We start from the raw sequence: 19,767 nt of genomic DNA on the forward strand, positions 1-19,767 counted from the left end.
GAAATTATTTCAAAAAACGGAAAGAGTTAGTAATGAGAAAAAGTAGTTTACTTGTATCAATTCTAATTGGGATTTTTACTATGGCACAAAAACAAAATTTGACTCCTGAATTACTTTGGAGTTTAGGTAGGGTATCTATAGACGCTGTAAATGATACCGGAGACATTATTTATGGAGTTCAATATTATAATGTTGATGAAAACAGCAGTACCAGAGATTTATATCATCTAAATCTAGATGGGCAAATTATCAGACTTACTGAAAGTAAAGACAAGGAAAAAGCGTTGTCTTTTCATTCACAAAATGAATTTATATATTCGGTGGGAGATGATATTTATTCTTATAATCTAAAAACTAAGAAAACAGAAAAAATAAATAAAGAAAACGAAATTCTTTCCGGGTTACTTTATGCGAATAATTCCAACCATTTTGCCATATCAAAATCGGTGAAATTAGAAGAAGTTTTAGGCACAGATATATATCCAACAATGGAAAAATCAGATGTGAAAGTGTATGATCATTTAATGTATAGACATTGGGATACCTGGAAAGACGGAAAATTTAAACATATATTCATTGGTAGTACAAACGGAAGTTTGGTGGATATCAATAAGGATGAAAAATATAATTCCGAAGGTTATTCATTTTCTCCGGATAGTAAATATTTAGTTTACCAATCCAAAAAACTTTTCGGAACTCAAGATGCAATTTCAACCAATACGAATATATACCTTTATGATATATTTTCACAACAAACGCAAAATTTAACTGTTGAAAATAAAGGATATGATACTAACCCTAAGTTTAGTCCACAAGGTGGAATGTTGGCGTGGTTGTCAATGAAGACAGACGGATATGAGGCAGATAAAAATGATCTAAAAATTTATGATTTGGCTACTCAGAAAACAATAAATTTAACTTCAACTTGGGATAATACGGTAATAGACTATGTTTGGGCTAAAAATGGAAAGAAAATTTATTTTTTGGCCGGTATCAATGCTACTAAACAATTTTTTGAGTTAGATATCAAAACAAAAAAAATTAGACAAATTACTAACGGTCAGCATGATTATATTAGTATACGTATCACCGGAGATTATTTGGTTGGAGAGCGTCAAGACATGAATCATGCGTCTGAAATTTATAAAGTAAATATTAAAACCGGAGTAGAAACTAAGTTAACTTCAGTAAATGATGAACTCTATCAAAAGATAAAAAGTTGTATAGTTGAAGAAAGGTGGATTAATACCACCGACGAAAAAAAAATGTTGGTTTGGGTAATATTTCCTCCTGATTTTGATAAAAATAAAAAATACCCTACTTTATTATACTGTCAGGGAGGGCCTCAAAGTACGGTATCTCAATTTTACAGTTTCCGTTGGAACTTTCAGATTATGGCATCCAACGGTTATATTGTTGTAGCCCCCAATCGAAGAGGATTGCCTTCTTTCGGCGTGAAATGGAACGAAGAGATATCAGGTGACTGGGGTGGACAACCTATGAGAGACTATTTATCTGCTATTGATGAAGTTTCTAAAGAACCCTATGTGGACAAAAATCGTTTAGGTGCTGTAGGTGCCAGTTATGGCGGTTATTCGGTTTATTATTTAGCAGGTATTCATAAGAAAAGATTTAAAACTTTTATTTCACATTGTGGGGTATTTGACTTAGAATCCATGTATGGATCAACCGAAGAAATATTCTTTCCCAATTATGATATAGGAGGATCTTATTGGGAAAATCCTCAACCCAAAGCTTACAAAGAATTTAATCCTATTAAATTAGTTTCAAATTGGGATACTCCTATATTAATTATTCATGGGGGAAGAGATTATCGAGTTCCTTATACTCAAGGTCTTGAAGCTTTTCAAGCAGCGCAGTTGAAGGGCATAAAGAGCCGACTTTTGTATTTTCCGGAAGAAAGCCATTGGGTTCAACAACCCCAAAATGGTATAATCTGGCAAAAAGAATTTTTTAAATGGTTAAACGAGACACTTTAGTTTTTAATAATCCATTCAATATAATAATATTTTATTATACCTATTACAAAATTAAAATATATAAATAATGTTCTAAAAAAGGTTGGAAGATTTTTTTCAACCTTTTTTTATAAGAATAAAAGAACTTTTTATCAAGCATGGTTTAAAAAATAAAAAAAATCAAAATTATTATCAATTTATGGTAAAATTTTATTCCATTAAAAATGTGATTGTTACGAGTATTTTTTAAGATATATAAATTTAAATGTGTCAAATAAATTAATTGACATAACATAATAAATGCATTTATTTATTACATTTGAATATAATTTTTAAACAAATCACTATGAGAATTTTTTTATTTTTATTATTATTTATATTTAATTGTCTGCCGGCATGGTCTAAACAAATAGATCAGGAGGAAGCAAAACAAATTGCTGAAAATTTTATTAATAATCAATTTACCAACCTAAAGAGAAGTCAAGCATTCCAATTACAATTAGTTTATACGGCAGAGAATGAAGTCAATAAATTTAAGAAAAATCATTCCGAAAAGTATTATTATGTTTATAATATTGGAGCAAATCAAGGCTTTATAATCATTTCAGCTGACGATGTAAATTATCCGATCATAGGATATTCCAATTCCGGATATTACGATGCAGCTAATCTTCCGGAAAATTTCCAATCTTGGATGAAAACCGTAGAATTGGGTATGCAACAAGCTTTTGATAATTCAACCAAACCTACCAAAGATATTCAAAAGGAATGGGAATTGTATAGAAATTCAAAAAAAAGTATCCAAGCCAGACTTACCGCACTAGAACCGCTTATTAAAACAAAATGGAATCAAGATAAGCCTTATAATAGTCAAATTCCTTATGAAGTTCTTACCGGTTGTGTAGCAACGGCTACAGCACAGATTATGAAATATCATCAATACCCTAAAAAAGGAATTGATGTCATTCCGGCCTATCAGACCAAAGATCCAAGTAACAATGCAATCTATAATATTCCCCAGATAAATTTACAACAATACGTATATGATTGGTCGAATATGTTAGATGAATATAATAATTCACCTACTCCTAATTATACCAATGAACAAGCAAAGGCTGTAGGGCTCTTAATGTATCATATTGGAGCAAGTGTAAAAATGAAGTATGGAGTAAATGAAAGTGGGGCTATTAGCAAAGATGCGCTTGAATCATTGTTTACGTACTTTGATTATGATAAAAGCCTAGATTTAGTCGCAAGAGGAAATTATTATGCTAATCTAAATATAATTATAAGTGATGAAGAATGGGAGGAGATAATAAAAAAAGAATTAAATGAAGGAAGACCCGTTTATTATTCAGGAAGTACGGACAAAAATTCAGGACATGCATTTGTTTGTGATGGGTACGATTCCAACGGACTCTTACATTTTAATTTTGGATGGGGAGGGTATCAAGACGGGTATTACAATTCAAATGCCCCATTAGAATATAAATATGATCAAGGGATAGGTATAAATATAAAACCAAATGAAGGAGGTCAAGGAATAGCTAGATATTTTGTAAAAGAATTATCAATTCCTAAAAATAAAGTATCAAAGAATGAGTTCTTTGAAGTGAAGTATAAAATAGCCAACATTGGATTACATAAATCAAATTTTGATGATATATATATAGCTTTATTTGATTTTAATGAAAATAAAATGAAATCAATTATAGGAAATTATGGTGCAAAATATTTTTCAATTGGAACAGATATTTCTGCCGGAAAATACCGATTGACATTAGTACAAAAAAGAGGAGATGAATATGTTGTTATAAAATCAGATAATAGTATTGGGGATAATAATATAATTGAAGTTAAAGAATTTACAAATTCACATAATATAAATTTATACGATAAGACTCCTTTGTCTGCAAATGCCAACATAGTCAGTCCTAAAGATCCTCTGCAAGTTAAATTTTCAATCATTAGTCTATATAAACCTTTTAATGGAATGGTCGCTTTAGCTTTGACTGATGATTTAGACAAATTGCAATATATAATTGGAAAAATGTCTACTAAATTAGATATAGGCAATTATAAATATAATATATCAATTTCAGGTTACATACCGGATGATATTGCTAATGGAGCATATCGAATCAGGATTTTTGCACGTGAAAATGATGGTCAAGAATGGCAATTGTTGGATGGGGCAGCCGTTAATTATCTTCCTCTAACCGTTGTAAATGGAAAGCTGGGAATAGAAGAACTGAAAAATGAAACAAATGAATTTGTGATCTATCCTAATCCGGTTAAAAATATCTTATATATCAAATCTGACTCGGAACAACAAATTAAATCCATTTCAATTTATGATTTTTCAGGTAAAGAAGTATTGCAAAGCAATATAGATCCTTCTAACGGGGTAGATGTGAGTTCATTAAGTTCAGGGGCTTACATAATAAAAATTAAAACGTCTAAAGAAATAAAGAAATATAAATTTATTAAAATATAAATTTTACTTAAATTATCAGTAAAACATATAAAATTTAAAAAAGGGTGAAGAATTTTCTTCACCCTTTTTTTTATGGTTTAAAAAAATTATATTTTATAAAATAAAATTGATTAAAAATATGACATATTGTTGTCTAATTACTTAGTATGTTAATATAATATATATATTTTTTAAAAATAATAAAATAAATAATTATTTATTTTATTAAATTTGAGGATAACTGAAAAATTTTATTATGAGAAAACTTTTATTATCTATCTTACTATTATTTATATTTAGTAATTTATATTTATGGTCTAAGCAAATAGATCAAGAGGAAGCAAAACATATTGCAGAAAATTTTGTTAATAACCAATTTTCTAACCTAAAAAAAAGTCAAAGATTCCAATTACAATTAGTTTATACGGCAGAGAATGAAATAAATAACTTAAAGAAAAATCATTCTCAAAAATATTACTATGTTTACAACATTGGAGTAAAGCAAGGCTTTATAATCATTTCAGCAGACGATATAAATTATCCGATCATAGGATATTCCAATTCCGGATATTACGATGCAGCCAATCTTCCGGAAAATTTCCAATCTTGGATGAAAACCGTAGAATTGGGTATGCAACAAGCTTTTGATAATTCAATCAAACCTACCAAAGAAATTGAAAAGGAATGGGAATTGTATAGAAATTCAAATAAGGGCATAAATACCAGGATTACCCCGCTCCAGCCTTTACTTAAAACAAAATGGAATCAAGATGAGCCTTATAATAGTCAAATACCTTATAAAGTTTATACCGGTTGTGTAGCAACGGCTACAGCACAGATTATGAAATTTCATCAACATCCCAACAAAGGAACTGGTTTCATTCCGGCCTATCAGACCAAAGATCCAAGTAACAATGCAATCTATAATATTCCCCAGATAGATTTAAATCAATACGAGTATGATTGGGCAAATATGTCAAATGAATATTATAATTCACCTACTCCCAATTATACTAATGAACAAGCAAAGGCTGTAGGGCTCTTAATGTATCATATAGGAGCAAGTGCTCAAATGAAATATGGAGTAAAAGCAAGCGGGACTTCTAGCCGGAAAGCACTAAAAGCGTTGTATACTTATTATGATTATGACAAAAGTGTAGATTATATAATTCGAGGCCAATATTATTTAGGTGATTTTAATGAAATACCTATCAGTGATGAAGAATGGAATACTATCATAATAAAAGAATTAAATGAAGGTAGACCTATTTATTATTCAGGAAGTACGGAAAATAGATCAGGGCATGCATTTGTTTGTGATGGATACGATTCCAACGGACTCTTACATTTTAATTTTGGATGGGGAGGATATCAAGACGGGTATTACAATTCAAACGCCCCATTACAATATAAATATGGTCAAAGTATAGGTATTAATATAAAACCCAATGAAGGAGGCGAAAAAGTCAATAGATATTTTGTAAATAAGCTTACGATTTCTAAAAATAAAATATATAAAGATGAATGTTTTGTAGAAAAACATGATTTATACAACATAAGTATAGAAGATACGATTATATATAAAGATCAATACATGGCTTTATATGATCTTAACAATACAATGGTAGCTCTACTTAATGAAAGTAATCATCCTTCTAATTTTAACAATAATTATTATACGCTAAACAGTACTATTAAAGCGGGGAAGTATCGTTTAAAAGTAGTGGAAAAGAAAGGAGAAACGTATATACCTGTTAAAACGGCTCAAAATGTAGATGATACAAGTATAATTGAATTACTGGATGGTGTTAAATCGCATAATCTTAATTTATTAAATAATAAAGTTCTTACGGCTAACATAAGGCAAGCTAAACCTAAAGATTACCTGCAAGCAGAATTTTCATTTGGAAATAATCGATGTAAACCTTTTAATGGAACGATAGCTTTAGCTTTGACTAATGAGGAGGATAAATTGATCTATATACTTGGAAAAGATTTAATAAATAATTTAAGAGAGGGTTATTTCTATGGATCATATATAATTTCAGGTTACATACCGGATGATATAGCTAATGGAGCGTATCGAATCAGGATTTTTGCACGTGAAAATGATGGGCAAGAATGGCAATACTTGGAAGGAGCAGCCGTTAATTATCTTCCCCTTACTATTGTAAATGGCAAACTGGGAATAGAAGATTTAAAGAATGAAAAAAATGAATTTGTAATCTATCCTAATCCGGTTAAAAATATTTTATATATTAAATCTGATTCAGAACAACAAATTAAATCCATTTCAATTTTTGATTTATCAGGTAAAGAAGTATTGCGTAGCAATATAGATTCTTCTAATGGGGTAAATGTAAGTTCATTAAGTTCAGGATCTTACATTGTAAAAATTCAAACATCAAAAGAAATAATGAAATATAAGTTTATTAAAAAATAATTCATAAAATTTAATATATAATAAGCGTTTCCCAATAACCTAAAGGAAACGCTTTTTGCTATAAAAAACTATATAGATTTGTAATGAAAATGTTTGAAATTTTATTTATATCACTGCATTACTAATTAATAAATATCTCATTTAAAAAATCTGTATATTTGTCCCTATAGCATTTAAAAATTGAAGTAGATTAATATAAATCTAAAGTAATAAGCCATGAATTTACATGAATATCAAGGGAAAGAAATACTTTCATCATTTGGAGTAAGAGTTCAAAGGGGAATAGTTGCTACTACACCGGAGAAAGCCGTTGAAGCAGCTAAAGACATTAATGATCAAACAGGTACTAAATGGTGGGTGGTAAAAGCTCAGATTCATGCAGGAGGAAGAGGAAAAGGAGGAGGAGTTAAATTGGCAAAATCTTTGGATGAAGTTAAAGAAATCTCCTCTGAAATCATAGGAATGAATCTAATCACTCCTCAAACACCTAAAAATGGTAAGAAAGTTCATCAGGTATTTATTGCGGAAGATATGTATTATCCCGGAGAGGGTAAAATTGAAGAATTTTATATGTCTGTTTTATTAGACAGAGTAAAAGGAAAAAATGTAATTATATATTCTACAGAAGGAGGAATGGACATTGAAACGGTAGCAGAAAAAACTCCGTCACTTATATTTAATGAAGAAATTGACCCATCGGTTGGTTTACAAAATTTTCAAGCAAGAAAAATTGCTTTTAATCTCGGATTATCCGGAGAGGCATTTAAAAATATGGTAACATTTGTGACTGCATTATATAAAGCTTATATAAAAAGCGATGCTACCTTATTCGAGATAAATCCCGTTTTAAAAACATCAGATAATCAAATTGCGGCAGTAGACGCAAAAGTTACCATTGATAACAACGCTCTTTTCAGGCATCCCGAATATGTAAAATTAAGAGATATAAGAGAAGAAGATCCGACCGAAGTACTAGCAGGAGAGGCAGGATTAAATTTTGTAAAATTAGAAGGCAATGTAGGTTGTATGGTAAACGGTGCAGGATTAGCTATGGCAACGATGGATATTATTAAACTTTCAGGAGGAGACCCGGCAAATTTTTTAGATGTTGGGGGCACTGCTGACGCTGAAAGAGTAGAAAAAGCATTTAGAATAATTTTAGCAGATGATAGAGTACAAGCGATACTCGTAAATATATTTGGAGGTATTGTTCGTTGCGATCGAGTAGCACAAGGCATTTTAGATGCCTATAAAAATATGAGTGATTTTATAAAAGTGCCAATCATAGTACGATTACAGGGAACTAATGCAGAAATAGCTAAAAAAATGATTGATGAAAGTGGATTAAAAGTTATATCTGCTATTACCTTAGAAGATGCGGCAAATGAGGTTACTAAAGCTTTAGCATAATCTTAAAAAATAAATAATAAAAAAGGCTATCAATGGATAGCCTTTCTTTATAATTATTGTAAAGGAGTCAAAAAGGGATAAGTTAACCATTGAAAGCTATTGGAATTTGTTTTTTTGACATAACCAATACCCGGATAAGGAAGATGATAACCAAAAACAAGGGTTTTATCCCTGCTTAAAGTATCAAGAACGGAAATACGTGTTTTAACTGCCAAATCAAAATTCCAGTCAAAAGATGTTCCCCATTCAGGATGTGGGAATAATAATGCTCCATAATGAACTAAATCAGCAATATGCACCAATGATTCATTGTTGGAGCGAATAGTTGAAATAATATGTCCCGGAGTGTGTCCCGGAGCTAATGAAAAAGTAATGCAATTCAAAATGGTTTCCTTATCCTTAATAAATTTAATTTTCGATTTTATCGATTTTAATTTAGTACTGATTACTTTAATACTTTCTTTTAATTCAGCTTCATTTCCTGAACGTTTAGACTTTGAAAAATCTTGTTTTTTGCCTGTCCAGAAATCATATTCTTTTTTAGTTAAATAAATAGTGGCATTCGGAAAAACCGGTTTATTATTGGCAACCAATCCTCCAATATGATCTAAATGAGCATGAGTAATCACAATATCTGTAATTTGATCCGGTTTAATACCGACCACAGATAGGGCATTAAGCAATTTTCCGCCATTACCATTAATCTCTCCCGTTCCGGTATCAAATAAAATTAAATGGTTATCCTTTTTTAATAATAATACATTTAAGGCCAATTCTAATTTATCGGTTGGTAAATAATTGTCTAAAAGTATTTTATTAACCTCTTCGGCTTTTGCTACAGGCGCCATTTCGGGTTGTACAGAAGGATTGTAAAAATAGCCATCGGTAAGTAATACTCCTTGAATATCACCGATTTTCAAATTTTGGAATCCGGAATAATTAAAATTTTGAGCAGACGTTACCCCGGTAATAAAAAGGGTAAATACAATTAATAATTGATTTAAAAAATTTCTCATATTTAAAGGTTTTTATAAATTTCATTAGGATGCGTTTAAAGTTAATATGGCTTTTTGTAAAATTAAATTATTCGGAAAAGTTACCGGTAATCCATCATCAGTACGTAACACAACATAGAAAGCCTTAATATCTTCAACAGTTGCGGTGATTGGATTTTCTTTGTCAATAATCTTTATAATGTCTCCTATTCGAAATGGAACTGTGAAATAGATGATAAACCCCGCAGTAACATTGCTTAATAATGACCATTGTGCAAAAAAAGCGACACCTACAATTGCAAAAAAAGAGGCAAATGTAGCAAATATCCATTCCGGTGTAACTCCCCATATGGTTATAAGAAGAACAAAGCCCAAAATATTAATTAATATACTTGAATATTTAATCACTACTCGTGTTCGTAATTCTTTAATATGGGTATGATTACCATATTTTAAAATTATTTTATTAATAATAAGTTTTAAAAAATATATCGCTATAATAACAATTATAGTTGCTATTAATTGAAGGTGATAATCTTTAAAAAATTTACTTAATAATTCCATTTTATATTATATCATTTAATTTGTTCGTAAATCTTCTTAGTAAATTAGTTTTGTTCAATTGGAATGGCATTTTTTCACAAAATAGAAAGATCTCTATTACTTATTTAGAAAAAAAGTGTTTAGCTTACTTCATTTATACACATAAGTTTTAAGGCTCATTAAAAAAAAGAAAAGATATATTCTCCTAATATATACATGGATGAAATGTCTTATTTACAACACATTTTTTTATTAATGTTATCTTCGGCATTATGGTATATAATTATTATGAACTCTGTTAAAACGAAGACAAATTTACAAACAAAATTTATCAATTTTTATTTAATTTAGAACTAATTTATCAGATTATTAAAATTTAATTCCCGGTAAAGTTGAATTATATATTGAATATGATATTTTAATTATAAAATTTTACATTGTATTTTTGTATTACTTATGATTACTCAAGAAAATCTAAAAGAATTACAGACAAGGATAAACGATTTGTATGAGTACTTGGAAATAGAAAAAAAGCAAGTAGAAATACAAAATGAAGAAGAAAAATCTGCAGATCCCTCATTTTGGGAAGATCCAAAAGAAGCAGAAAGAATATTAAAACAATTAAGGGCCAAAAAAAAATGGGTTGAAGAGTACCAAGAAATCAACGCACAATATGAAGATTTAGTGGTTTTATACGATTTTTTTAAATCAGGCGATGTTTCCGAAGATGAAATAAATTCTCATTATCAAGCAGTTGTTACTTTGCTTGAAAATATAGAATTTAAAAATATGTTATCATCTGAAGGAGATGATTTAAACGCTGTGATACAAATAACGGCAGGAGCAGGTGGAACCGAAAGCTGTGATTGGGCGAGTATGCTCATGCGTATGTATATTATGTGGGCTGAAAAACATAATTTTAAAGTAAAAGAGCTTAATTATCAGGCCGGAGATGTAGCAGGTGTTAAAACAGTAACATTAGAGATTGAAGGAGACTATGCCTTTGGTTATTTAAAGGGAGAAAACGGAGTGCATCGATTGGTTAGAATTTCACCGTTTGATTCTAATGCAAAAAGACATACGTCTTTTGCTTCTGTATATGTATATCCTTTAGTAGATGAATCCATTGAGATTCAGATTAATCAAGCTTCGCTTTCATGGGATACGTTTCGTTCCAGTGGAGCCGGAGGACAAAATGTTAATAAAGTGGAAACAGGAGTTAGACTACGCTATAAATATAAAGATGAAGACACAGCAGAAGAAAAAGAAATCATCATTGAAAATACTGAAAGTAGATCCCAACTACAAAATAAGGAAAAAGCATTGCAATTATTAAAATCACGCTTATTTGAAATTGAACTTGAAAAAAGAAATGCGAAACGCGACGAAATAGAGGCGGGTAAAATGAAGATAGAATGGGGAAGTCAGATAAGAAATTATGTAATGCAGCCCTATCGATTGATTAAAGATGTTCGAACAGGTACTGAAACTTCAGATGTTGACTCAGTTATGAATGGTAATATAGATGATTTTTTAAAGTCATATTTAATGTTGATGGGACAGAGACCACAATAAGATACGATAAAATAAAATTATTTATATTTGTTTACAATAAAACTAAAAATATTTGATAAATTATGGGTATTATAATGCTATTAGTTCTAATTATATTATTCTTTTTAAGCGCGCCTATATTTGTTGTAAAGCAACAAACATCAGTAATTATTGAAAGATTCGGAAAATTTAATTCTTCACGTAATGCAGGGATTAATTTTAAAGTACCCTTCATAGATATGATCGCAGGAAGAGTGAATTTAAAAATCCAGCAATTGGATGTAATGATTGAAACTAAAACAAAAGATAATGTATTTGTTCACCTTAAAGTTTCAGTTCAATATCAAGTAGTTCAAACGGCTGTGTTTGATGCATTTTACAAATTACAAAATCCATCCGAACAAATCACTTCATATGTTTTTGATGTAGTTCGGGCTGAAGTTCCTAAATTACGGTTAGATGATGTATTTGAAAGAAAAGATGACATAGCAATTGCTGTTAAAAGTGAATTGCAAGAAGCGATGCAGAGCTATGGACACAGCATTGTGAAAGCCTTAGTTACAGATATTGATCCCGATGAGCAGGTTAAACAAGCAATGAATCGTATAAATTCAGCAGAAAGAGAAAAGGTTGCCGCAGAATATGAAGCAGAAGCAGAGCGTATTAAAATTGTAGCTAAAGCCAAAGCGGAAGCAGAAAGTAAACAATTACAAGGAAAAGGTATTGCCGATCAAAGGAGAGAAATCGCACGAGGTTTAGAGGAATCTGTTAAAGTATTAAACGGAGTAAATATAAACTCACAAGAGGCCTCTTCTTTAATTGTTGTTACTCAACATTATGATACATTAAGCTCTATAGGAGCCAGTTCTCGATCTAATTTAATATTGCTGCCTAATAATCCGAGTGCAGCAAGTGATATGTTAACTAATACAATTACTTCTTTTGTAGCTTCACAAAAAGTTAGCGATCAATTAAATGATAAACGATCCTTGTAATAAAATTAATTAAAGAATATAAAAAAAGAGGCATTGATTTCCAATGCCTCTTTTTTATGAAAATATATTAAATATTTATCCAAAAATTATTTTTTAGTGGCCTCCTTAATATCATTTTTAGAATCCTCAGCAGCATTTTTTACGCCTTCTTTAGCGTTATTAGCTGTTTCTTTGATATTATGGTTTTGATCGTTTGCTTCGTCCTTAACTTTATCTACAGCCTTGTCTAAGCTTTCTTTAGCTTCATGAGCTGTTTCTTTTATATGAGTGGTAGCAGAATCGGTAAAATTTCCAATTTTTTCACCTAAAGTTGCTGTATCTTTTGCAAGAGAATCAGCAGTAGAACTAGACGCATCTACATGATTAACTTGTTTTTTCTCACAAGCAATAAAAGAAATAGAAGTAATAGTAGCAATAGTTAAGATGTTTAAAATTGTTTTTTTCATAACGATAAATTTTTAAATGATTTTTTTTGAAATTTAATTTATTTTTTAGTTGCTCTCATCTAATGCTGAGCTGGGAGCAATTTCTTGCTGTGGTTGAGCATTCATGCCCGGGATAGCAGGATTGTTTTTGTTCTTAAAGTTAGCAGAACTGTCTATAGGAGGAGCCGGCGCAATTTCTTGCTGAGGCTGAGCATTTAGACCTTGCACGGAATTTGTTTCATTGGTTTTATTTTTATGATTATTTTCACATGCAATGAAGGAGCTAGTTATACTAAGTAACGTGATGGCAGTAAATTTCAAAAAATTTTTATTCATCACTTAAGGTTTTTGTTAAGTTTTAAAAAAGTAAAATTTACTTTCAGAAAAAAGGCTACAAAAAAGTTGTAACCTTTTGTGAATTTTGTTTAATTTAAACAAATTATTTTGCTTTTTCAGCTTCCTCAGCTTTAGGAGCAGCAGCTTCTTCAGCTTTAGGAGCTTCAGCTTTAACTGTATCTGTTGCAGGAGCTTGAGTTTGAGGAGTTTCTTCAACCGAAGTAGAATCAATAGCTGGAGCAGCAGTTGCTGTAGAATCAGTTGTAGCAGCAGCATCACTACTAGCTTGTTTTTTATCACATGCGATGAAAGAAGTTGTTGCAATAACAGTTACAGCTGCAATGTTTAAAATTAATTTTTTCATTTTTTAGTTTTTTTAATTATATATAATTTAAATTAGAGAAACAAATATAGGAGAGTTAAACTTTGTTGCAAGATTCAAATGCTTGTAATATTTTTGTAAAAACTGTTTTTTGAATTTTACAAAAAATATATACTGATTATCAGTGTGTTAAAATTATTTTACAAATGAAGGGTCAGGAAAAAATACTTTTTGAGCAATTAAAAAAGGAGGTTACCCAAACCTTTTTAGAAGATTTTCCTACCTTAAATCCTGACATCTCAAAATGGAAAGGATTAGACATTATATATTTTCAAGAACATTTAAGACAAAAAGTTAGAGGAAACGTTAGCGAAAAATGGTTCTATACATATTTTAAATCTTCATTTGAAAAATTACCCAGAATTGATATGCTCAATTTATTAACTCAATATTGTGGATATAAGAGAGGATGGACAGAATTTCAGGAAAAATATCAATCTAAAATATCTCAAGACAATCTAACTTCACATGTGACGAATGAGCCATTGATAAACAAAACCGTTGGCGATGATCAAAAAAATTTTTTAGAAAATGTAGAGGTAAAAACTAATGGTTATGATGATGAAACTATACAAACAGAATCTTTAGGCATAAACGTATCTAAAAATAAAAATCATTCGTTTGGCATTAAAAAATTAATATATATACTGTTAGGATTGATCACATTATTAGTTGTAGTTTTTTCAGTAGATAAATATTACGAATATAGAAATACCTTCAAGTTTTGTTTTTATGATGCCGATAGAAGCTCTTTAATAAAATCCAAATTAGAAATAATTATCCAAAAAAATGGAGTATCTCCTGAATATTATACTGTTACTAACGGTTGTTTTACCTATCGATCATCAACAGACACTCTCAAAATGACTATTAGCTCACCGATGTATAAAAAGGAATCTTTTGTAGTCGGACTTAAAGAAATAAGAGATAAGGGAGAAGAGAATAATAGAAATTTCAAATTGAGACCTGATGATTATGCTATTATGTTATATTATTATTCAACAGGTGTAAACGATGCAGATGAAAATAAAAAATCGCAATTAATAAAACAAAGAAAAGAAGAATTAAATAAACTAATCGCTGATGATGCACTTATTTATCAAGTATACGATAATGAATTATTTGGTGTTGAAGTGCTGGATAAGAAAAAATACATTGACTTTATGACTACTCCTACTACCTCACTCAAAAATTATATTCTGATTAACAGTCAGATTAATAAGAACAAAAAAATAGATTTAATTAAATTCAAAATACAAAAAAATGAAAAATAAGCATATAATTCAAATTATTATAGTTTTTCTGATAATAGGTTTTGTAGCTTGTAAGAAGGAAAAGTATTACGAAGGAGAAAAAGATCCCATTAAAATAAAAGAATATAACAATAAAAATTATTATGCTTCTGAAAAAATGGATTCATTGGCAGTAATATCACATATAACAGAACAAAAGTTACAAGAAGTTTATGATTTAGCTATTTTAGCAACCGAAAATAAATCAAACAAAGATATTGATACTCTTATAGTTTCACAATTAAAAGGATATTTTCCTAAAAAAGACACGGTGTATGTGAGTAAAATTGTGAATAATTTGGATTCTTTAAAGGTAAAATATGTTACAATTGAACTTGAAAAGAAAAAATCAGATACCACTACTATTCTAAATGATTCAATAGGAGTAGTACATTATAAGGTTCATTATTATAATAATAAGAAAAAATATTTCTCTACTCAGAGATCCCAAGCAAATTATATTTTAAAAAAGAATCCGGAAAAATTTAAATCGGAATTTAAATTTTACTTTACCTCAATTGGAAAAACCGAACAATAATTGGGAGTTATAATATAATCCAAAGGTATATCCGATCTTGAAATATCGTTAATTGCATCCAAGGGTTCAAAAAAAGAAAGTCCAACTTTAGTAGAAGAAAGGTGGTTTTTAAGGAAGTTGTCATAATATCCTTTACCATATCCTACGCGGTTTCCTGAAATATCATAAGCCAATAAAGGAGTAAATATGCAATCTATATTCTTAATTTGTATATTATCTTGATCTGTCGGTTCAGGGATTCCCCACAAATTTTTTTCAAGTTTAGTTTCTGGAGTAAGTTCAAAATGTAATAAAGAATTATGATGTACTTTGGAGCAATAAACCTTTTTTTGATTAGCCCACAAATAATTTAGTATGAAAGAAGTATCAACCTCCTTTTTGTCAGAAATGGTTAAGAAAATATGGTAAGAATTGTAGTCGGACAAAATGGATTTTTTCCACTGTAAAAAAATTTGCTCAGATTTAGATAATACCTGCTTTTTCGTAAGCAAAGATCTTAACATTAGAAAATTCTTACGAACTTCTTTTTTTAACATGAATCATATTTTTTTTACAGAAATAATTTTAACAGGACAGGCTTTAGCCGCTTTATCTGCAGCCTCAAAACAATTGTTATCAGGATTTTTTAAAGTGAAAAAACCCTTTTTTTCAGTAGACCTTAGTAAAACAGATTTTCCATCTTTTTTAGACATGCGGAAATTTTCAGGATCAAACTCTGAACAATAATTGCATCCTATGCATTTATCTCTTTGCAATGTAATGATTACCATATTTTAATTAAAAATTCGAAAATCTACGCTTTAACAACTTTATATAATTTATCGGACGGACGTATTTTAAAACCAATAGGTAAAGTAAGTATATCTCCCTTTTTAGCTTCCTGAGCGGGTATATCATCAACCATCATCGAAGAAACTTGAGCTTCTTGTGAACCGGTAGTAGGTCCCTGAATTAATATTTTATCACCAACATTTAAACTATAAGCCTCAATCTCAAATTCGCCGATTTTTGTTTTAGGGTAAAAATGTCTGCCTTTTCCAATATAAACCTTTTTTTGAGTAGCATTAGATCCCGGATTATCAGACCATTCCCCTAATTTTTGCCCAAGATAATAACCGCTCCAAAATCCTCGGTTATAAACAGTTTCTAACTTTTTCATCCATTCGGCTCTTGCTTCTTTAGTAAAAGATCCGGAAGCAATGGCATCAATGGCTTCACGATAGCATTTAGTTACAGTAGCCACGTATTCCGGCGCCCTTCCTCTACCTTCTATTTTCAATACTTTTACCCCGGAATCAATAACTTGATCAAGAAAATCAATAGTACATAAATCTTTAGGGGACATCATATATTCATTATCGATTTCAATCTCAAAACCGGATTCTTGATCGATAACGGTGTATTTTTTTCTGCAATTTTGTTTACAAGCTCCTCGATTAGCAGAAGAATTATGAGAATGTAGACTCAAATAACATTTTCCCGATACAGCCATGCACAAAGCGCCATGTCCAAAAATTTCAATTTCAACTAATTTTCCACCCGGGCCTTTAATTTGTTCTTTATTAATTTGAGAAGTGATCTTTTTAACCTGACTTAAGCTCAATTCTCTGCTTAAAACCATAGTATCGGCAAATAAAGAATAAAATTTTACCGTTTCAATATTGGTAATGTTTATTTGAGTTGAAATATGAACCTCCATTCCAATTTGTCTTGCATAAGCAATAACCGCTTGATCCATGGCAATAACTGCTGTTATAGAAGCAGATTTTGCTCGATCCAAGACAGTTTTTATTATGGATAAATCGTGATCATAAATAATTGTGTTCAAGGTCAAGTACGTTCGTACCCCTTTTTGAGAACATCTTTTGGAAATTTCTTCCAAATCGTCTAAAGTAAAATTAACAGATGAACGCGCACGCATATTTAATTGCTCGACTCCAAAATAAATTGAATCTGCACCATTATCCAAAGCTGCTTGTAATGATTCAAAATTACCTGCCGGACACATCAATTCTATCTTTCCACTTTCTGTCATTACTGAATTAAAATTTTACGCAAAAATAATAAATATAACCTATATAAAAAGAAGCCTTTATTTGGTTGGTAAACCATGATTAAAACCTTTCAATTTTTTACGGTTAATTTTAGCCTGTTAAATATTTATTAACGCATAATATCATCTTAGAGAAAACCGTATCTTTGTAAAGAAATTGATATAATGATAAGGAAAATAGCAATATTCCCACTAGTTGTATTAATACGCTTTTATCAGATCGCTATATCTCCTTGGATGGGAAATAATTGCAGGTTTACTCCCACCTGTTCCGCATATATGTTGGAAGCATTAAAAATTCATGGGCTGTTCTATGGATTTTGGTTGGGAAGTAAACGTATTTTTCGTTGTCATCCTTGGGGAGGAGAGGGGTACGATCCGGTGCCACATAAAAAACATAATTAAAACTAGATGAATCAACTTTTATATATTACCTGGGATCCGAGTTTAGGTATTCATATAGGCAGCTTTACTTTAAGATACTACAGCTTGATGTATGTTATTGCTTTTGGCTTAGGTTTTTATCTCATGGAATTTATTTTTAAAAAAGATAAGGAAGATAAAAAATTATTAGATCCCTTGTTCGTCTATATGTTTCTGGCCGTAATAATTGGAGCTAGATTGGGGCATGTACTTTTTTATCAAAAACAATTATTTATACAAGATCCATTAGCAGTTTTCTTACCCATACGAACTAAACCTCATTTTGAATTTACAGGCTATTCAGGATTAGCCAGTCATGGAGCTGCTATAGGAATTCTAATTTCTTTATATCTATTTACAAGAAAATATTTAAAACGAACTTTTTATTGGATATTAGACAGAATAGTTATTCCGGTTTCCATAGGAGGAATGTTTATACGTTTTGGAAATTTTTTTAATTCGGAAATTATTGGAAAACCTTCTTCACTTCCATGGGCAGTACTTTTTATTCAACAGGATACCGATGAATACGGAAGTATTGTTCCACGACATCCCTCTCAATTATACGAAGCCTTTGGCTATTTACTTTTGTTTATATCCCTTATGTTTATCTATTTAAAAACCGATAAAAAGAAATATTCGGGTTGGATATTTGGATATTTTTTAATTGTACTTTTCGGTATCAGGTTTATCGTAGAATTTTTTAAGGAACCGCAGGGAGAAGAATATATTAATTGGCTGGGATTAAATACCGGACAATGGTTAAGTGTACCCTTTATTATCGCAGGAATTTGCATACTAGTTACCGCAAAAAATAGGATTTATACATCAAAAGCAATATAAAATGAAAAATCTAATAACAAAACTAATACTATGTTTGCTGATTGTTATAAGTATAGTGGGTTGTAAAGATCCTAAGAATATAAGTATTAGTACCAATTTCGATAAATTAGATGATAAACCCTTACACATAGGAGATAAATTACCTTTAGAATTTAATACACAAGATGGAATTATTGATTCGTATAGTATTAAATTGAATGATCAAACATACGATAAAAAAAATATTACTTTAGATGAATCCAATGCTAAGTTGGGTACAAATTATATAGTACTAATAATCAACTATAACGGAAAATATAAAAAAGAAATTGATGCAACTTTTACCGTGTTTCCAAACGAAAAAGAAAAGGATCTACATTATAAATTGATTCAAGAATTTCCGCACAATCCTGAATTATTTACACAAGGATTTACCTATAAAGACGGATGGATTACGGAAAGTTCAGGACTCTATGGAAAATCATTATTAGTTAAATATAAATTAGGTTCAACTTCTTACTCTCAAAGCGTTAAAATAGACCCTAAATTTTTCGCAGAAGGGTTTGCCTTGCTAAACGAGAAATTATATTTACTTACTTGGAGAGAGAAAAAAGGATTCATTTATAATGCATCAGATTTTAAACTTTTAAAAGAATTCAACTATCCGGGGACTTTATATGAAGGTTGGGGAGCAACAACCATTGGAGATGAAATGGTTGTTTCTGACGGGTCTTCAGAATTAAAGTTTTATGATAAAGATTTTAATTTAAAAAAGAGTATTTCAGTGATTGGTTACGAAAATATTTATTCTAGGATTAATGAATTGGAATACGCTAACGGATTTATTTATGCCAATGTTTTTGATGAACCGATCATTTTAAAAATAGATCCTAGTACAGGAATTGTGGTTGCTAAAGCAGATTTTTCAGGTTTAGTTAAAATGAACCAAACCAATGAGGAGGCTGTTTTGAATGGGATTGCCTATGTTGATGGAGATACTTTCTTAATTACTGGAAAACTATGGTCTAAAATTTACAAAGTTGAATTTACGAAGTAAGTGAAATAATTTTTCTAGTGGATCGTGATTATAGCTGAAATATA

The 19,767-nt window shown here is 30.2% G+C and carries 19 protein-coding genes; 11 read left to right on the forward strand and 8 right to left on the reverse strand.

Features of this window, described 5'->3' with window-relative positions; all coding sequences use genetic code 11:
• Positions 1 to 32 precede the first annotated feature (32 nt).
• From J3U20_RS03535 to sucC, 4 genes are all read left to right on the forward strand, one after another.
• Positions 33 to 2,000, forward strand: a complete 1,968-nt coding sequence (locus tag J3U20_RS03535; RefSeq protein ID WP_160541649.1) for a S9 family peptidase — start codon at positions 33 to 35, stop codon at positions 1,998 to 2,000.
• A gap of 325 nt (positions 2,001 to 2,325) precedes the next feature.
• On the forward strand, positions 2,326 to 4,476 hold the full coding sequence (locus tag J3U20_RS03540; RefSeq protein ID WP_160541650.1) for a thiol protease/hemagglutinin PrtT: 2,151 nt from the start codon (positions 2,326 to 2,328) through the stop codon (positions 4,474 to 4,476).
• 235 nt (positions 4,477 to 4,711) lie between these two features.
• Positions 4,712 to 6,898: a thiol protease/hemagglutinin PrtT gene (locus tag J3U20_RS03545; RefSeq protein ID WP_160541651.1), complete on the forward strand. Its 2,187-nt coding sequence runs from the start codon at positions 4,712 to 4,714 to the stop codon at positions 6,896 to 6,898.
• 216 nt (positions 6,899 to 7,114) lie between these two features.
• Positions 7,115 to 8,308, forward strand: a complete 1,194-nt coding sequence (sucC, locus tag J3U20_RS03550; protein ID WP_160541652.1) for an ADP-forming succinate--CoA ligase subunit beta — start codon at positions 7,115 to 7,117, stop codon at positions 8,306 to 8,308.
• A 53-nt stretch (positions 8,309 to 8,361) separates the two neighbouring features.
• On the opposite strand, the gene J3U20_RS03555 is transcribed toward sucC, so the two are convergent.
• Entirely contained in the window at positions 8,362 to 9,324 is a 963-nt protein-coding gene (locus J3U20_RS03555; RefSeq protein WP_160541653.1) for an MBL fold metallo-hydrolase, read from the reverse strand.
• Between the two features lie 24 nt (positions 9,325 to 9,348).
• A complete protein-coding gene (locus J3U20_RS03560) occupies positions 9,349 to 9,867 on the reverse strand; it encodes a mechanosensitive ion channel family protein (protein ID WP_160541654.1) in 519 nt (172 codons plus the stop codon).
• Between the two features lie 435 nt (positions 9,868 to 10,302).
• Here J3U20_RS03560 and prfB point away from each other — a divergent pair, with 435 nt between their 5' ends.
• Together prfB and J3U20_RS03570 are read left to right on the forward strand one after the other, a co-directional pair.
• Entirely contained in the window at positions 10,303 to 11,421 is a 1,119-nt protein-coding gene (gene prfB / locus J3U20_RS03565; RefSeq protein WP_160541655.1) for a peptide chain release factor 2, read from the forward strand.
• A gap of 62 nt (positions 11,422 to 11,483) precedes the next feature.
• Positions 11,484 to 12,395, forward strand: a complete 912-nt coding sequence (locus J3U20_RS03570; protein WP_160541656.1) for an SPFH domain-containing protein — start codon at positions 11,484 to 11,486, stop codon at positions 12,393 to 12,395.
• Positions 12,396 to 12,481: 86 nt separating this feature from the next.
• Here J3U20_RS03570 and J3U20_RS03575 read toward each other — a convergent pair whose 3' ends face one another.
• From J3U20_RS03575 to J3U20_RS03585, 3 genes are all read right to left on the reverse strand, one after another.
• The gene (locus tag J3U20_RS03575) at positions 12,482 to 12,841 is read right to left on the reverse strand and encodes a hypothetical protein (RefSeq protein WP_160541657.1); all 360 of its coding nucleotides are present in this window, start codon (positions 12,839 to 12,841) and stop codon (positions 12,482 to 12,484) included.
• 45 nt (positions 12,842 to 12,886) lie between these two features.
• A complete protein-coding gene (locus J3U20_RS03580; RefSeq protein WP_267434411.1) occupies positions 12,887 to 13,048 on the reverse strand; it encodes a hypothetical protein in 162 nt (53 codons plus the stop codon).
• A 211-nt stretch (positions 13,049 to 13,259) separates the two neighbouring features.
• Complete coding sequence (locus tag J3U20_RS03585; protein ID WP_160541659.1) at positions 13,260 to 13,520, reverse strand: hypothetical protein; 261 nt, start codon at positions 13,518 to 13,520, stop codon at positions 13,260 to 13,262.
• Positions 13,521 to 13,684: 164 nt separating this feature from the next.
• Here J3U20_RS03585 and J3U20_RS03590 point away from each other — a divergent pair, with 164 nt between their 5' ends.
• Positions 13,685 to 14,812: a hypothetical protein gene (locus J3U20_RS03590; RefSeq protein WP_160541660.1), complete on the forward strand. Its 1,128-nt coding sequence runs from the start codon at positions 13,685 to 13,687 to the stop codon at positions 14,810 to 14,812.
• Complete coding sequence (locus tag J3U20_RS03595; RefSeq protein ID WP_160541661.1) at positions 14,802 to 15,368, forward strand: hypothetical protein; 567 nt, start codon at positions 14,802 to 14,804, stop codon at positions 15,366 to 15,368. Before J3U20_RS03590 ends, J3U20_RS03595 begins: the two co-directional genes overlap by 11 nt.
• On the opposite strand, the gene J3U20_RS03600 is transcribed toward J3U20_RS03595, so the two are convergent.
• From J3U20_RS03600 to J3U20_RS03610, 3 genes are read right to left on the reverse strand one after another with little or no spacing between them, the layout of a single operon-like run.
• On the reverse strand, positions 15,335 to 15,904 hold the full coding sequence (locus J3U20_RS03600; protein ID WP_160541662.1) for a 5-formyltetrahydrofolate cyclo-ligase: 570 nt from the start codon (positions 15,902 to 15,904) through the stop codon (positions 15,335 to 15,337). The two genes, J3U20_RS03595 and J3U20_RS03600, sit on opposite strands and share 34 nt — an antisense overlap.
• A 3-nt stretch (positions 15,905 to 15,907) precedes the next feature.
• Positions 15,908 to 16,138: a ferredoxin gene (locus J3U20_RS03605; protein WP_105296827.1), complete on the reverse strand. Its 231-nt coding sequence runs from the start codon at positions 16,136 to 16,138 to the stop codon at positions 15,908 to 15,910.
• A gap of 23 nt (positions 16,139 to 16,161) precedes the next feature.
• Positions 16,162 to 17,403, reverse strand: coding sequence for a U32 family peptidase (locus tag J3U20_RS03610; RefSeq protein WP_160541663.1), 1,242 nt, complete (start codon positions 17,401 to 17,403; stop codon positions 16,162 to 16,164).
• Between the two features lie 183 nt (positions 17,404 to 17,586).
• Between J3U20_RS03610 and yidD the strand changes: the two genes are divergently transcribed.
• The 3 genes from yidD to J3U20_RS03625 are packed head-to-tail and all read left to right on the forward strand — an operon-like array spanning position 17,587 to position 19,723.
• On the forward strand, positions 17,587 to 17,826 hold the full coding sequence (gene yidD, locus J3U20_RS03615; RefSeq protein ID WP_160541664.1) for a membrane protein insertion efficiency factor YidD: 240 nt from the start codon (positions 17,587 to 17,589) through the stop codon (positions 17,824 to 17,826).
• 6 nt (positions 17,827 to 17,832) lie between these two features.
• Positions 17,833 to 18,687, forward strand: a complete 855-nt coding sequence (lgt, locus tag J3U20_RS03620; RefSeq protein ID WP_160541665.1) for a prolipoprotein diacylglyceryl transferase — start codon at positions 17,833 to 17,835, stop codon at positions 18,685 to 18,687.
• Between the two features lies 1 nt (position 18,688).
• Positions 18,689 to 19,723, forward strand: coding sequence for a glutaminyl-peptide cyclotransferase (locus J3U20_RS03625; RefSeq protein ID WP_160541666.1), 1,035 nt, complete (start codon positions 18,689 to 18,691; stop codon positions 19,721 to 19,723).
• The last annotated feature ends 44 nt before the right edge of the window (positions 19,724 to 19,767 follow it).

This window comes from Apibacter sp. B3919 (assembly GCF_026537405.1).
In the GTDB taxonomy this organism is placed as follows: domain Bacteria; phylum Bacteroidota; class Bacteroidia; order Flavobacteriales; family Weeksellaceae; genus Apibacter.

What these genes read in the sequence shown, in the direction of transcription:
- J3U20_RS03535 (WP_160541649.1), top strand. Translation starts at nt 33, where the DNA reads ATGAGAAAAAGTAGTTTACTTGTATCAATTCTAATTGGGATTTTTACT.
- J3U20_RS03540 (WP_160541650.1), top strand. Translation starts at nt 2,326, where the DNA reads ATGAGAATTTTTTTATTTTTATTATTATTTATATTTAATTGTCTGCCG.
- J3U20_RS03545 (WP_160541651.1), top strand. Translation starts at nt 4,712, where the DNA reads ATGAGAAAACTTTTATTATCTATCTTACTATTATTTATATTTAGTAAT.
- sucC (WP_160541652.1), top strand. Translation starts at nt 7,115, where the DNA reads ATGAATTTACATGAATATCAAGGGAAAGAAATACTTTCATCATTTGGA.
- J3U20_RS03555 (WP_160541653.1), bottom strand. Translation starts at nt 9,324, where the DNA reads ATGAGAAATTTTTTAAATCAATTATTAATTGTATTTACCCTTTTTATT.
- J3U20_RS03560 (WP_160541654.1), bottom strand. Translation starts at nt 9,867, where the DNA reads ATGGAATTATTAAGTAAATTTTTTAAAGATTATCACCTTCAATTAATA.
- prfB (WP_160541655.1), top strand. Translation starts at nt 10,303, where the DNA reads ATGATTACTCAAGAAAATCTAAAAGAATTACAGACAAGGATAAACGAT.
- J3U20_RS03570 (WP_160541656.1), top strand. Translation starts at nt 11,484, where the DNA reads ATGGGTATTATAATGCTATTAGTTCTAATTATATTATTCTTTTTAAGC.
- J3U20_RS03575 (WP_160541657.1), bottom strand. Translation starts at nt 12,841, where the DNA reads ATGAAAAAAACAATTTTAAACATCTTAACTATTGCTACTATTACTTCT.
- J3U20_RS03585 (WP_160541659.1), bottom strand. Translation starts at nt 13,520, where the DNA reads ATGAAAAAATTAATTTTAAACATTGCAGCTGTAACTGTTATTGCAACA.
- J3U20_RS03590 (WP_160541660.1), top strand. Translation starts at nt 13,685, where the DNA reads ATGAAGGGTCAGGAAAAAATACTTTTTGAGCAATTAAAAAAGGAGGTT.
- J3U20_RS03595 (WP_160541661.1), top strand. Translation starts at nt 14,802, where the DNA reads ATGAAAAATAAGCATATAATTCAAATTATTATAGTTTTTCTGATAATA.
- J3U20_RS03600 (WP_160541662.1), bottom strand. Translation starts at nt 15,904, where the DNA reads ATGTTAAAAAAAGAAGTTCGTAAGAATTTTCTAATGTTAAGATCTTTG.
- J3U20_RS03605 (WP_105296827.1), bottom strand. Translation starts at nt 16,138, where the DNA reads ATGGTAATCATTACATTGCAAAGAGATAAATGCATAGGATGCAATTAT.
- J3U20_RS03610 (WP_160541663.1), bottom strand. Translation starts at nt 17,403, where the DNA reads ATGACAGAAAGTGGAAAGATAGAATTGATGTGTCCGGCAGGTAATTTT.
- yidD (WP_160541664.1), top strand. Translation starts at nt 17,587, where the DNA reads ATGATAAGGAAAATAGCAATATTCCCACTAGTTGTATTAATACGCTTT.
- lgt (WP_160541665.1), top strand. Translation starts at nt 17,833, where the DNA reads ATGAATCAACTTTTATATATTACCTGGGATCCGAGTTTAGGTATTCAT.
- J3U20_RS03625 (WP_160541666.1), top strand. Translation starts at nt 18,689, where the DNA reads ATGAAAAATCTAATAACAAAACTAATACTATGTTTGCTGATTGTTATA.